We start from the raw sequence: 13,450 nt of genomic DNA on the forward strand, positions 1-13,450 counted from the left end.
ATGACAAATTGTTTGGGCATTTTTGCTAATAAGGTCTTAAATTAAAAATAGCCAACTCACTATACTCGAATCTGTGATTCGACTTTATTACATTGGATTAGAATCATGATGCACCTCACGGATTAATACAGACTTAATTATTCGCAATAACAGAGGCTTCAACAATAAAGTAGCGACAGCAATAAGTGTTAATTAATTGCAAAAATGACTTTATTACCATTGGAATATCACGCATTATTTCTCTGTTAATTCGTCAAAAATAAGAACATCATCATGAATGAAACAAGCTTAGATCAAGAACTGCAGCAAATACAGAATGTCTACGACCTTCTTACTGAATTTATTGTGCAATACAGCTTTCAAATTGTTGGCGCTGTCATCATCTTACTTATCGGTATCTGGATAGCGAATAAAGTATCAAACCTGGTTGTTAGCCAATTTGAAAAGCACAATATTGATGTCACTTTAGGTAACTTTGTATCTAACTTAGTGAGAATTTGCATCATTGCGATGGTGGCAATTATTTCGCTAGGGAAACTCGGTATTAGCGTCACCCCAATGGTGGCCGCAATTGGTGCCGCATCATTAGGTGCGGGTTTAGCACTTCAAGGGATGCTGGCCAACTATGCTGCTGGGGTCACCATTATTGTTACCCGACCTTTTGTTATTGGTAACACCATTGAAATTAAAGGTGTGGCTGGAGTGGTAAAACAAATTCAGCTCGGCTTAACCATATTAACCAATGAAGAAGGCGAGTTAATCAGTATCCCTAATAAACATATTGTCGGTGAAATACTGCATAACTCTCATGAATATAAGCTAGTCGACACTCAATTTAATATTGATTATCAAACCGATCCCCAGCAAGTGATTAAATTGATTTCAGATGCTGTCATGAGCCATGGAGGCGTCAGCCAAACGCGCACTCCACAAGTGGGCATTAATGATTTCAACAGTATCGGGATGGAAATCGGTGTGCGTTATTGGGTGCCAACCAATAGCTATTTTGAAGACAAGTACCAAGCGAATTTAGCCATAATCAAAGCGCTTAAATCAGCTGATATAACCATTCCATGTCCTGTAAGAGAAATACATTTGCAGCAGTAGCTTAGCCCGTAAAATATGTCTTCAGGCGAATGCTAAAAGCTAAGTAAACAATCGTTATTTCAACGTGAAATATCTAAGTATTCTCAGCCAGTTTATATAATAACTGGCTGAATTCAGCTTTATATTGTCACCGTTATAGTCATCAGTAAAAGTCACCATTTGCTTACTAAATGTCATCAAAACTTGACATGAGTAATTTTTAGTCACATAGTTAGGTCAAGTTTACTTTACTTAAAGACAAGCTAACTTGAAAGGAATGATTTATGAATACACCTAACTCAACAGAAAATGATTGGAAAAAGTGCAATAACGTCAACAGCAATCGTTTAGCCAAATGGACCGCTGCATGGGTCATCACACTCGCGATATCGACTTTTGGTCCAATGTTTATTTGGTCGCAACATGACATCATTACCGCCGCTGCGATTGGATTTAATTTTTTGGTTGGTATCGGGATGATATTAGCCAACAAAAAACATTTAGCTTCCCTTGATGAGCTACAACAAAAAATTCAGCTCAGTGCCATGGGACTGAGTTTAGGCGTCGGATTAATTGTAGGCATCAGTTATTCAACGCTGGACACCACAGGGCTTATTAATGCTCATGCAGAGATATCTCACTTAGTCATCGTGATGAGTTTGACCTACATGGTGGGGATAATTTTAGGCAATAGGAAGTATCGATGAAAAACAAATTAAAAGTACTGCGCGCAGAGCGAGACTTAACCCAAGCGCAACTGGCAGAATTACTGCAAGTATCAAGGCAGACGGTAAATGCCATTGAGAAAGGAAAATTTGACCCTAGTTTACCGTTGGCATTTAAAGCGGCGCGGCTTTTTGGTTTAACCATTGAAGATATCTTTCAAGATGAGGCATAACCTGCCTCTTCGTCAGCTCAATACCACTCAGGCCGTTAAGGTTTTATGCATAAATAGGCTGCTAGGGTCATTATCATAATCAGCAAACTTAGCGCCAATGTCAAAACCAAAGCTTTGATACAATTGCCTTGCGGGTTTAACAAAATCCATTGAGCCGGTTTCTAGGCTTAACTTCTCATAACCCTGACATTTAGCAAACGCTAGCATATGTTGCAGTAAGTGCTTAGCAACACCTTTACCGCGATGTGCATTAGCAACCCGCATCGACTTTATTTCACCGTGGCTGGCAGTTAATTGTTCAATTGCGCCGCAGCCAAGTAGCTGCTGATTTTCCCACACAGTCCAAAAGGTAATATTAGCTTGCCGCAGTTAAATCTAGCGCATGGACACTTTCTGCTGGCGACGTGGCGTACATGTCCTGCAAGTGTTCATTTAATAGTGCCGCCACCTCAACGCCAGACAAATCATCGACGCGAATATCCATATTTGAACTCATGCTCATAAACCTTCTATTTTTAGTCTTGTTTAACCAAAAGCCATAATTCAAACACTGACTCTGAGCGCTAAATCTATTATTGACTCTGCAGTGATAGCTGCCATATTTATTAGCACAATATACATTAATGGATTGATTATATGCGCAAGACTTATTTAACTGCTAGCCCCTTAATTTGCTTGATAGCATTCACTCTCATGGGCTGTGCATCGGGGCCTGCCAGCCTGCAACAAGGACCGGACGCTGAAATAACCAAAGAAGGTTTAGTTAAAGTCGATAACTCCAGACTGGCCTTATCGTACGCAAGACCCGATGTAAATTGGCGCCAATATACCAAACTGTACTTTGAACCGACCCAAGTCACCAATGATCATCCTGAAGGTTATCGAGCGCCTCGAATTAATAAACAAACTGAAGGGCCTAATGCCACCTACGACTTACCCCAAGAGTCCCTTGATAAAATGGCGCTGCAATTTAGTAAAACCGTTAGCGATGTGTTCAATAGTGAGCAGCCCTTTGAGTTAGTCACAGAAAAAGGTCCTAACACCTTAGTGATTGAAACCGCTGTAACCGATATCCGCTTAAGCGCGCCAATTGAAAAATCCCGCCGAAGCTATAATTCCATGGGAAAAACTTATACGCAGAACTCAGGCTCAATGGTGTTATTGGCGGTACTTAAAGATGGACAAAGCGGTGAAGTGTTAGCCAAAGCGGCTGATCGCGGTGTGGGCTTTGATCAATGGCGTCAAAACACCCAAGTATTCAATTGGGGTGATGTTAAAACGGTTTATCGTCACTGGGTCAATGATTTCAAAAATGCCTTAATGACTGCGGCAGCAGAAGAAAAGAGCCAATAGCAATAAGCCTTGAAAACATACTAGATAAGCTCTGTGCCAATTGTGATACCACAATTGGCACTGTTAATTACAAGCCCCGCTGCCATTCTTGGCGTAACGGAATACTGCCTTTAATCGCTTGTTCTACTTGAGCCAGTAATTGCGGCTTATCTTTGCCTAAAACGCCTTTCAGCACTAAATAGTTTGAGGCATGATCAGAACGAAAAATAGTTTTCTCCAGTGCAAGGCCCGATAACAAAGTTTGCATTTCGGTCAACAGCCCCAGTTGATCGGGCAACACAAAATCACCATCAAATGCCTGATCCATTCTCTCGGTCCCCAATGGCAATGTCACCACCAAGGTAGATAAATACTCAGGCTGAGCTTGATTCATCAACTCTGCAGATGCCTTAGCGTGCTGAATAGAAAGCGCCTTGCCCCCTAGCCCCATTAAAATCATCACTGATGACTTGATTCCGGCTTGCTTTATTTTGCTTAAAGCAGCTAAAGAGGATTCAAAGGTTTCGCCTTTTTGGATACGGGTTAACACTTCATCGTCACCACTTTCACAGCCGATATAAAGTAAAGACAAGCCTAAGGCTTTAAGCTCCGCCAACTGTTCAACGGTTTTGTTAGTTAAATTACGCGGTAAGCAATAACTACTAATGCGAGTGACACTGGGTAAATGTTTATTAATCAGCTGGCAGATTTCTTTTAAGCGCTTAAACGGCAACGTCATTGCATCACCATCAGCTAGAAATACTCTAGAGATTGGTACCCCTGAAGCGGAAGCGCTGAGAATATCTTGCTCAATAGCATCGACTTTGTGGGCGCGAAATTTTTTTTGCTCTTGGGTATACATATCGCAAAAGGAACATTGGTTCCAGCTACAACCATTGGTCACCTGCAATATCAGCGACTTCCACTCTGATGGTGGTCGATAAACCGGTTCAATATAGTGAATCATCTAAATAACCTCTAAATCCCTATCAATGACAGTTTTTGTATTAAAAATACTCGTTAAGATTGTTTTTTATTCTATTTTTTGCAATAAAACGTTTGAATTGATCATTTTGCTTGTTTATAGTCGATTAATAAAAATAATTATTCAGGCCAATTGATTTATGAATCAAGTCGCATATCAGCTCAGTGAAAGACGTGAAAACCCTCGTTCTCATGAAGAGCATTGGGAGTTGCTGACTGCAGATCAAAAAGTTGCCCTATACGATTTAAACCGCTTTGGTTACAGATTGCTTTTTGTGAGAAGCATGCCAGAAGGCCCTCTGGCTGTAATTTCTCAGCAAGATGACATCGCCATTATTGACCATGAAGGTGAGTTAAATTTACACCCTAATTTAACCTTAAGGGAATTACCTAAGCCCCATTAAACTTAGCGATTAACAAAGCTATCATCGTATAATCGAAATAATTTAAAGAGTGCACTCGCACTCTTTTTTTCATTTTGCTAATCAGTTTAATGCTTAAGCAATCACTTCATTGAACACTTCAACCTTATGTGACTCAACAAGCTCAGGCATAACATTGTGGAAATAATTTTGAATGTAATCAGTCGCATTATGTTTATCAAATACTGCTCTGTCGGCAAATTTTTCCACAAAGGCCACTTTGCTATCATCATCTAAACTGATATTTAACTCGTAGCGAATACAGCCTAATTCTCGGCGAGTCGCTGGGATCAGCTTAGCAAGAGCTTCAACCAGTAAATCACGTTTACCTTCTTTAGCAACAAACTGAGCAACGCATACGATACGGGTATTATTGATGATAAAATCTGACATTATTTTTCCTTAATACTGATAATATAAATACGCTAATACAAACTAAATAAACTGTTCCTATAGCAGTCTTAAATGACTAGTTATTTTGTAAATTAAGTAGCATATCGATATGCGGTATGCCGTCTTCAAGATACATTTCTGAATTTAAGATAAAGCCCTGCTGCTGATAAAAATCGCTGAGATGTTGTTGCGCGCCTATTTGGATGCTGGTTTGCGGCCACTGAGTTTTAACAACATTAATTGAGCGCATCATTAAGTCATGTGCAATACCATGGCCACGGCCCTTTTCTGCCACAATCACTCGGCCAATACTGGCTTCATCATAACTGACACCTGCCGCTAAAATTCGCGTATACGCAATGATTTCACCTTGCTCATTAATCCCTAACAAATGCTTGGTTTGCGGTAATCGGTCTTTATCATCAAGCTCGGGATAAGGGCAGTTTTGCTCTACCACAAACACATCGACTCTGAGTTTTAATAACTCGTATAACTGATCAAGGCTAAGTTCATTAAAGCTCAGTAGTTTCCAATGCATTAACTCTTTTAACGACATGTATTATTACCATAAAATTAATAGCTATTAGAGCAGTCTAGCATGATTAAATAGGCTGATTAACCAGTGAATTTCAGACAAAAAAATACCGAGCATAAGCTCGGTATTTTTAGGTTAAATTAGCTCAATTTAGAACTTGTATTTAACACCAACTTTTAACTGCCAAGTAGACTTGTTTACGTCATAGCTATTGTAATTGTCAGTCTCTAACCCATCTTGCCCGTAAGGCACTGAGTAAGAGTAAACACCCGTTTCTGGGTTATAATTATGGTCTACCAACTTCTTACTACCATAGCTTTGTGTTTCTACACGGCCCCAATCATCATTCATCAGGTTAAGTACGTTTTTCACGTCAAAGTATAAAATACCTTTATGCCCATCCATAAATCCTGGTAGTTCCTGAGTGAAACGGAAATCTAATTGATGTACCCATGGTTGGTTACTAGTACCCTTACCTGCAATACCACCTGCGTACTTACTCAGACCGATTTCATCAATCGCCTTCTTGAACTCTTCGTACGTTAAACCGTTATATTCTACTAACGGATCATCCGCGTCCGTTGGTATATAAGGTAGATAGTATGAAGAACCATAAAACGCACTTTGATCCCCGAAACCACCGTCTTTATAAGAGCCAAGCACCCAAGTTAACGGCTTACCTTCACGGGCTTCGTAGAACATATTGAAGCTAGATGCATAACCAGCAACAAACTCAGTTTCATAACCTAGGCTAACAGTGAAACGGTGTGGCGTTTCATAGTAACCAGGACCCATTGTCGTGCCATTTCGGTCAGAACCAACCGGCGTAAACTGGTAATTAGACGTCGCTGTTGAACTAGAGCCCTGGTTACCTTCGTCTAATGAGTTATATGCATAACTTGCACGCATATTAAGACCCATATCCCAATTCTTAGCTAATGAGAAGGTTAGTGTTTTACTAGTTCCATCTTCTTCAGCATTGGTTAGCATCAAGTCGTAACGTTCAGTGTTGCCACCGGCGCCGTTATTCGCTAATGGATCCCATGTTTCATAAATAACGCGGCCAGTATCATCCGTTTTCACTTCACGACGAGCTAAATCTACCCAAGCAACATCATTTTCTTTTTGGATATATAAGAACTCACCGCCGAAGAACCAGTCTTGACCTAGGGCACCGAAGTCCCAAGTACTGTCAAAACCAATGCTTGCACGCCAATCTGAAGGAAGCTCAAAGTTCGGGTCTAGTGAGTTAGTGTTACCATCGCCGCCCACTAAGCCATCTTGTGCGCCGTTTGGCACATTACCAAAATCAGGCGTTCCCCAAGAAGTATCCCAACCATCGTTGAAACTTAATAAGCTGTTACCATCATTTGAGAAACTGTTTGACATCCAAACTGTTGGCTGACCACCACTGTAACGGCCTACGCCACCACGAAGAGATACATCATCAGTTAGCAGGTATTTAAAGCCAATACGCGGTAACCAGATATCTTTACCATCGAAAGTACTGTTATTAGCAAAATTATAACGGTCTACAAAGTTTTGATTAAGAGAAGGCGCCTCTGTCATGCTAATGGTTTCGTAGCGTAAGCCAAAGGTCATTTCTAAGTCGTCATTAATATTCCAAGTATCCTCAGCAAACAACGCTAAAGTACTCATATTAAATTCTGCTCCTACGTCTTTTGGATTGCCTGACTTTGCATTTGAATAAAAGAAGTCATCAACAATGGCCTGCTCAAAGTCTTCAATTGATTTGAAACTCCAGTTACCCAATACGTTTTGTGCGAACAAATTGAATACTTCAATTTTATTGTATTGCACACCAAAGCCTATTTCATGATCACCTAAGTAGTAATCACCCACAAAACGAATTTCTAAATTTTGGTTATTTAGCTCATTAGCTTGGCGTGATTTATCTGTACCAAAGGTAATTTTGTCGCCTGAACCAAAGCTTTTCCATGGTTCATCAGCATTTGGGAACCAGTAAGTTTGTACTTCAACTTGGCCAATACCTAGGTCATCAATGGTGTTTGAGTTTGAAGTGGTATCTTTGTATGCCACTTTAATTTCAGTACTGAAATCTTCAGTCCAGTCGCTGTATAAATTGGCAGCATACGTCTCTAAGATTTCTTCTTTGTTATACCAAGTGCTTGATAACTTAATGCTGCTTGAGTTGCTTGCTAAGTTGTTAGTTAAGTTACCTTTGGTATTTTGATAAGTAAAACTGGCACGGTGATCGTCGTTAATATTCCAGTCAATTTTAGCCAGAATTTTCTTATCTTCTTCTTGAGGGGTTTTATCGTAAGCACCAATATTTTCTAGACCGTAAATGCTTGCTGCTGCATCTCTCACACGCTGCAATTCGGCTTCTGTTATGTCAGAGTTGTTGCCAAAACCAGCTCCTTCAGGTCCCCATTCAGCAGATTTTGGCGCATCAAAGCTTTCATAAGAACCAAAGAAAAACAGTTTATCTTTGATGATTGGGAAGCCAATGGTGCCTCCAAAGGTTTTTTCTTCGAATTTTTGTTCTACCTTTTCACGAACACCATCTTCATCTGCGCGAGTAAGACCTTCACCAGCCATGCTGTCATTGGTCATTTCGTAAAAAACGGTACCTGAAACTTCGTTAGTACCAGACTTAGTTACCGCATTAATCTGCGCGCCAGTAAAGCCACCTAATCGTGCTGTATAAGGAGATACATTTAACGCAACACTTTCAACAGCATCAATTGAGATGGGTGAGCGTTGAGTTGGATAACCGTTTGAGTTAAGGCCGAAATCATCATTTTGAGAAATACCATCAACAACGAAGGTGTTAAAGCGAGGGTTCATCCCCGCTACACTCATTGAGATACCATCAGTGCCGACAACAGCCATTGGATTTTGACGCAGAATATCTTTCAAGTCACGGCTAATGCCTGGTGCGTTAGCAATTTCTTTTGCGCCAAATTCACTATTAGCGCCTGCGCTGCGATAGTAACTCGCAGTTCCGACAACACCGATACGTTCCATATCAGCTGCAGATTGCAGAGTACGGTTAAAACGTAATGTTTCACCGACGTTTAGATATAAATCTTGCTCTATATCATCAGCAAATTTACCTGAATCAACTTTGATCAGATAAGGACCACCAACACGAAGACCACGAGCAAGGAATTGACCATCAGCGCCTACTGACACTTCAGTGACTGTCCCAGTTGGTTCATGGATGATAGTAATTGTTGCATCTGTAACAGCATTTCCTTGAGGACCAACAATCTGACCGCGGATGTTTGATGCTGTATCTGCTGCCATGGCTGGTAGAGAAACGCCCATAGCAAAGCATGTCGCTAGCGCTAAGCGACTGATTTTATTGTTTAACATTTTCAGACCCCTGAAATATTTTTATATTTATTTATGTACTAGTTAATCTAGCTTTATAAAGAAGTTTGTAGAGTAAAAACTTCAGGCGCTAGTTTATAACCAATTTGTTTCAAAATCATGTCATTGTTGAACTATTTAGCAACAAAACTTAAACTGCGACCGTCAACTTCGCGCAACATCCACAACAAAGCATGAATAACAACCGCAAAGTAGACTCTTTAGTCACAAAAAAATAATCTAAAAAGTGACTTTCATCATTCGCTGTCTAACCTCATTTAAGTGGTTTACTAGGTCCAAGCTACTTAAATGCCAATGGAATAATAATAATGAAACCTGCTATATTGTTAATCAGTGCCACACTAGCTTTATCTGCTTTTGCCAGCCAACAAGCACAGGCATTTGGCCAATTAGGTCACCGTATTATTGGTGAAATTGCCCAAAATAATTTATCCAAAACCGCTCAAGAAAAGATTAATCAACTAACTCAAGGTGAATCTCTTGCGCAGATGTCGACTTGGGCAGATGAGATCCGTTCAGACAAAACTTGGTATCACTCATCGCCTTGGCATTATGTGTCAATTGACGATGGCAAAACCTGGGACACAGTCACCCGAAACCCGAAAGGCGATATTATTGAACGTCTTGAAAAGTATGAACAAGTGCTAAAAAATGCCACGACTTCTGAACAAGAAAAATGGCAAGCTTTAGCCTTTTATGTGCATTTTGTCGGCGATATTCATCAGCCATTACACGTAGGTCACAGCCATGATCGCGGCGGTAATTCAGTTAAATTGAAGTGGTTTGGCGACGACACTAATTTGCATTCAGTGTGGGATAGCAAGCTGATTGAGCATCAAAAATTAAGCTATACCGAATACACTAAATTTATTAGTCGTATTTCAGCAAAAGATATCAGCGACTGGCAAGGCCAAAGCTATTATGTGTGGGCGGATGAATCCAAAGCCTTGCGTGATGCAGCGTATGAGTTAGAAAAAAATCGTGATGATCAACCTGATTTGCGCTTCCAATATATTTTTGATCACACCCCAACTGTGGAGCTAAGAATGCAGCAAGCAGGTATTCGTTTAGCCGAAAAGTTGAATATTATTTTTAGTCAATAATATTAAAGCGTCTTTTAACTGACTTATTTACATTATTAAATTGCACTAATGTTGCAACACAAACGTAAAAAAAGAGCCACTAGTAATAGTGGCTCTTTTTGTTTCTAACATCTCAATATTAAGTCATTGTTATCAACATAACCTTGCAGGGCAATTATGTCGATAATGAATCATTAACGTTCGAAGTTATGGAACTTCTCGATACCGAATGATTTACCTTCAGCATGACACGTTGCACAAGATTCTGATGTAGGGGTTAAATGCCAACCTGGTGAAACAACAGGCTCGCCCTTGTCATCTGGATAAGTCGCGACTTCTTTATTGAGCTCTCCACCGTTAGCTTCCATGTGACTTAAAGCTGTAGGTGTAGTATGACACGCATAACAATTAGCCGTAATAGGGCTAGTTACAACACCACGAGTTCCACCATAAAACGCTCTTGAAAGCATGTACTGGTTTGGGATTTTATATAAATCGATACCATCAGCGTGACAAGAAACACAATTTTCTGCATTTAATTTAGTTGCTGAATTAGCTTCATCTTCCCCGATACCACTGCCGACGCCCCAATGCTGACTGTGAACCATTGGTCCAAAACCTGGCGCAGAGCCTCCCGAGTTTCGATCTTGACCATTGTTATGACATGCTACGCAGCCTAAACCGCCATCATCAAAGCTACCGCCTTTGTGGAAATCTGCCTCAGAGTTGTGACAAGAAGTACAACTATCACTAGTCACACTATGACGACGATCGAACGCTTTTAAAAACTCACCTTCAGCACTCACAATTTCGGAGTGAGCAGTAATACTCATCAAACCATCAAAAGTGATACGAGCTGATGTGAATAACTCAGTTCCTGCAAAGTCAGGGCTTAACGATCCACAAAGTGAGATGTGCTCTTGAGTTGAAGTTTCACTCATTGACGCAGCACGACCAATAACAGAACCTTCAAAATAACCATGTAAGTAACTAGAAACACCAACGTTTTCTAGCTCACTTAGATTTTGCTGATTCCCATTAATATCTTGCAAAGATACGTCAGTACACCATTTAGCATCCGCAGCTACAAAGTAAGGTGCAGTCACTGATGCGACATAAGCCTCTTTCAGTTCTTTCCGATCGGCCATTACAGTGTGGAATTGACGCCAATCGTCACCAGAATCATTAAAGCTGTTAAATGTCGCTTCAATTTCAGTGTTCAGAACACCTGCTTCGATATGACAATCAAGACAAGTCTGTTGCCTATAAACGTTAGTAATTGGTTCTACGTGGCAAGTTTGACAGTTAGAGATTTCAAAACCAGTGTCAAAATCTTGGTGATTGATATGACCAATTTGTTGCATGTGGGTGTTAGCACCGCCATCATCACGAGTAACGTGACCATGACAAGTCATACAGCCAGCAACAAAGTCAGTTTCCCCCTCAAGATCAACAGCTACACGAGAAGGATGTCTAAAGCTTGAAGTTGAATAATCTACGTGACAGGCATAACAAGCTTCAGTAGAAGTTGTTAGAGTGGCTTCAGGCTTTTGAATTACAATGTAATCAGAAGTCGCTATATCGCCGCCACCAACTTGTAAACGAAAAATACCATCAGTGTCAGCTTGAATCGCAGCCATTGGGCCAACAAATTCATAATTACCGTTATCAAGTAACGTTAGCGTTGCAGCTTCATCACTTGCTTTGGCTACGCCACCTACAGGGTTTTCATCGCTGCTGTTACTGCGCTTGATACCTTGATCAGTTAAGGCTGCAACGTAAAGCTCTGCATCTTCTAAACCAACAATTTGAATATCGTCTTCGTTAGTAATACCAAACTCTACTATTACCTGGCCTTCATTAACCTGATGATCAATATACTCAACATTGGTGACTTCTGATGTTTCTACTACTGGTGGGTTACTTGGTTCACCTGGTGCACCATCTTCACCGTCTTTGCCATCACTACCACAACCCGCAATCCCCATTGCTGCTGCGATAACGAATGCTAATTTGCGTTTCGTTAAATGTTTCATCATCATCATCACTCCGATTGTTAGTACCACTTAATGGGTACGGAGCGCATACTAAGTAGGTAGCATGCAGGAATGAGTGATTAAGTTCACGAATAAACAGTAACCTAACAATAACGATGTTATTTAAAGTTAAAGTTTGAACCCGATCTCATTAAGCATTTACTTATATTAACAATTAAAACCTAAGCGCTAACTTAACAAACAAAAAGCAACAAACTAGGTTACAGGGTGTATCAGTAATTTAGACAAGCCTACTATTGATAACTAAATGACACAGAAGCATAAAAAAGGCCCTTCAAGGGCCTTTGTGGTTTATAAGGGACAATCAAAGCTTATGAACAGCAATCTCGTTTTATGTTCATTTTAGGCAGTTTATCCCAAACGACTTTTGCCATTAGTACCGCTAACACAATGCCAGAACTTAGCACTAACCAGTGAGGGAGTAATTCATGGTGTTCACCAATTTGCGGCATCACTACAAAGCCAAACTCAGCCACAAGATAGTTAACCAATATCCCTGCAACCAAAGCCACACCTAATACCCCGCCCAGGTAACCAAACAAGGCGCGCTTTCCTAACTCTTTCGCTACCACACCTAAAGTGGCGATATTAGTCGCAGGCCCTGCCATCATGAATACCAGAACTGCCCCCGGTGATACCCCTGCTAACAACAAGCCTGCCGCTATCGGTGTTGATGCGGTGGCGCAGATATACATAGGCACTGAAATTAACACCATGACTAGCATAGCGAGAATGCCATCACCCCATTTTGCTAAAAAGTCAGTCGGCACATAGGTTTGTACTAACGCAGCAAAGAATAATCCGACTAATAACCACAACGTCGTATCTCGCACTAAATCGGTTGCGGCATACTTAAGTCCAGTGAAGATACGAGACAGAATAGTTTCTTGTTTAAGCTCGGTCGCCATGTCTTGGGTTGATGCACAGCAGCTTTCTTCACTGGCAGCAGACGTTGTCTCACTTGAACAACAACTACTTTTCCCTTCTTTAGCGGCCTCTGACTTGCTTGAACAGCAACTTGTAGCCTCAGCCTTAACGGATTCAGACTTGCTCGCACAACAACTCGACGCCTCAGCCTTAACGGATTCAGACTTGCTCGCACAACAACTCGCTGCCTCAGCCTTAACGGATTCAGACTTGCTTGAACAGCAACTTGTAGCCTCAGCCTTAACGGATTCAGACTTGCTCGAGCAACAACTCGCTGCCTCAGCCTTAACGGATTCAGACTTGCTCGAGCAACAACTCGCTGCCTCAGCCTTAACGGATTCAGACTTGCTCGA

The 13,450-nt window shown here is 40.9% G+C and carries 12 protein-coding genes and 1 pseudogene; 6 read left to right on the forward strand and 7 right to left on the reverse strand.

Translation table 11 applies throughout. From position 1 onward, the window contains the following. Nucleotides 1-273: 273 nt before the first annotated feature. From Q4533_RS10290 to Q4533_RS10300, 3 genes are all read left to right on the forward strand, one after another. Complete coding sequence (locus Q4533_RS10290; protein WP_303502695.1) at nt 274-1,107, forward strand: mechanosensitive ion channel family protein; 834 nt, start codon at nt 274-276, stop codon at nt 1,105-1,107. Nucleotides 1,108-1,370: 263 nt separating this feature from the next. Then, nucleotides 1,371-1,793 (forward strand): hypothetical protein, encoded by a 423-nt coding sequence (locus tag Q4533_RS10295; protein ID WP_303502696.1) that lies wholly within the window; start codon nt 1,371-1,373, stop codon nt 1,791-1,793. Then, on the forward strand, nt 1,790-1,984 hold the full coding sequence (locus Q4533_RS10300) for a helix-turn-helix transcriptional regulator (protein ID WP_303502697.1): 195 nt from the start codon (nt 1,790-1,792) through the stop codon (nt 1,982-1,984). Before Q4533_RS10295 ends, Q4533_RS10300 begins: the two co-directional genes overlap by 4 nt. Before the next feature lie 27 nt (nt 1,985-2,011). Here Q4533_RS10300 and Q4533_RS10305 read toward each other — a convergent pair. Further along, a pseudogene (locus Q4533_RS10305) lies at nt 2,012-2,468 on the reverse strand (GNAT family N-acetyltransferase). Nucleotides 2,469-2,620: 152 nt separating this feature from the next. Between Q4533_RS10305 and Q4533_RS10310 the strand changes: the two are divergent. Next, a complete protein-coding gene (locus Q4533_RS10310; RefSeq protein ID WP_303502698.1) occupies nt 2,621-3,337 on the forward strand; it encodes a DUF3313 family protein in 717 nt (238 codons plus the stop codon). A gap of 67 nt (nt 3,338-3,404) precedes the next feature. On the opposite strand, the gene Q4533_RS10315 is transcribed toward Q4533_RS10310, so the two are convergent. Beyond that, nucleotides 3,405-4,283: a radical SAM protein gene (locus Q4533_RS10315; protein ID WP_303502699.1), complete on the reverse strand. Its 879-nt coding sequence runs from the start codon at nt 4,281-4,283 to the stop codon at nt 3,405-3,407. 157 nt (nt 4,284-4,440) lie between these two features. Here Q4533_RS10315 and Q4533_RS10320 point away from each other — a divergent pair, with 157 nt between their 5' ends. After that, on the forward strand, nt 4,441-4,704 hold the full coding sequence (locus tag Q4533_RS10320) for a hypothetical protein (protein WP_102436930.1): 264 nt from the start codon (nt 4,441-4,443) through the stop codon (nt 4,702-4,704). A 93-nt stretch (nt 4,705-4,797) separates the two neighbouring features. On the opposite strand, the gene Q4533_RS10325 is transcribed toward Q4533_RS10320, so the two are convergent. The 3 genes from Q4533_RS10325 to Q4533_RS10335 all read right to left on the reverse strand — a co-directional run bounded on the left by Q4533_RS10325 (nt 4,798) and on the right by Q4533_RS10335 (nt 9,013). Beyond that, the gene (locus Q4533_RS10325) at nt 4,798-5,115 is read right to left on the reverse strand and encodes a putative quinol monooxygenase (protein WP_102436932.1); all 318 of its coding nucleotides are present in this window, start codon (nt 5,113-5,115) and stop codon (nt 4,798-4,800) included. Between the two features lie 76 nt (nt 5,116-5,191). Then, a complete protein-coding gene (locus tag Q4533_RS10330) occupies nt 5,192-5,671 on the reverse strand; it encodes a GNAT family N-acetyltransferase (RefSeq protein ID WP_241905025.1) in 480 nt (159 codons plus the stop codon). Between the two features lie 129 nt (nt 5,672-5,800). Then, nucleotides 5,801-9,013, reverse strand: a complete 3,213-nt coding sequence (locus tag Q4533_RS10335) for a TonB-dependent receptor (protein WP_303502700.1) — start codon at nt 9,011-9,013, stop codon at nt 5,801-5,803. A gap of 326 nt (nt 9,014-9,339) precedes the next feature. On the opposite strand from Q4533_RS10335, the gene Q4533_RS10340 reads away from it, so the two are divergent. Beyond that, nucleotides 9,340-10,134 carry a S1/P1 nuclease gene (locus tag Q4533_RS10340; RefSeq protein ID WP_303502701.1) on the forward strand — a complete coding sequence of 265 codons (795 nt, stop codon included), beginning with the start codon at nt 9,340-9,342 and terminating at the stop codon, nt 10,132-10,134. A gap of 173 nt (nt 10,135-10,307) precedes the next feature. Here Q4533_RS10340 and Q4533_RS10345 read toward each other — a convergent pair whose 3' ends face one another. Together Q4533_RS10345 and Q4533_RS10350 are read right to left on the reverse strand one after the other, a co-directional pair. After that, nucleotides 10,308-12,155 carry a hypothetical protein gene (locus tag Q4533_RS10345; protein ID WP_303502702.1) on the reverse strand — a complete coding sequence of 616 codons (1,848 nt, stop codon included), beginning with the start codon at nt 12,153-12,155 and terminating at the stop codon, nt 10,308-10,310. A gap of 326 nt (nt 12,156-12,481) precedes the next feature. Further along, nucleotides 12,482-13,450: permease (locus tag Q4533_RS10350; RefSeq protein WP_303502703.1), on the reverse strand; the 969-nt coding region annotated here is incomplete at its 5' end.

The sequence above is a fragment of the Shewanella sp. 6_MG-2023 genome (genome assembly GCF_030547195.1).
Lineage (GTDB): Bacteria > Pseudomonadota > Gammaproteobacteria > Enterobacterales > Shewanellaceae > Shewanella.

Excerpts from the sequence above, each read along its gene's own strand:
- Q4533_RS10290 (WP_303502695.1), top strand. The coding sequence starts at position 274 with ATGAATGAAACAAGCTTAGATCAAGAACTGCAGCAAATACAGAATGTC.
- Q4533_RS10295 (WP_303502696.1), top strand. The coding sequence starts at position 1,371 with ATGAATACACCTAACTCAACAGAAAATGATTGGAAAAAGTGCAATAAC.
- Q4533_RS10300 (WP_303502697.1), top strand. The coding sequence starts at position 1,790 with ATGAAAAACAAATTAAAAGTACTGCGCGCAGAGCGAGACTTAACCCAA.
- Q4533_RS10310 (WP_303502698.1), top strand. The coding sequence starts at position 2,621 with ATGCGCAAGACTTATTTAACTGCTAGCCCCTTAATTTGCTTGATAGCA.
- Q4533_RS10315 (WP_303502699.1), bottom strand. The coding sequence starts at position 4,283 with ATGATTCACTATATTGAACCGGTTTATCGACCACCATCAGAGTGGAAG.
- Q4533_RS10320 (WP_102436930.1), top strand. The coding sequence starts at position 4,441 with ATGAATCAAGTCGCATATCAGCTCAGTGAAAGACGTGAAAACCCTCGT.
- Q4533_RS10325 (WP_102436932.1), bottom strand. The coding sequence starts at position 5,115 with ATGTCAGATTTTATCATCAATAATACCCGTATCGTATGCGTTGCTCAG.
- Q4533_RS10330 (WP_241905025.1), bottom strand. The coding sequence starts at position 5,671 with ATGTCGTTAAAAGAGTTAATGCATTGGAAACTACTGAGCTTTAATGAA.
- Q4533_RS10335 (WP_303502700.1), bottom strand. The coding sequence starts at position 9,013 with ATGTTAAACAATAAAATCAGTCGCTTAGCGCTAGCGACATGCTTTGCT.
- Q4533_RS10340 (WP_303502701.1), top strand. The coding sequence starts at position 9,340 with ATGAAACCTGCTATATTGTTAATCAGTGCCACACTAGCTTTATCTGCT.
- Q4533_RS10345 (WP_303502702.1), bottom strand. The coding sequence starts at position 12,155 with ATGATGATGAAACATTTAACGAAACGCAAATTAGCATTCGTTATCGCA.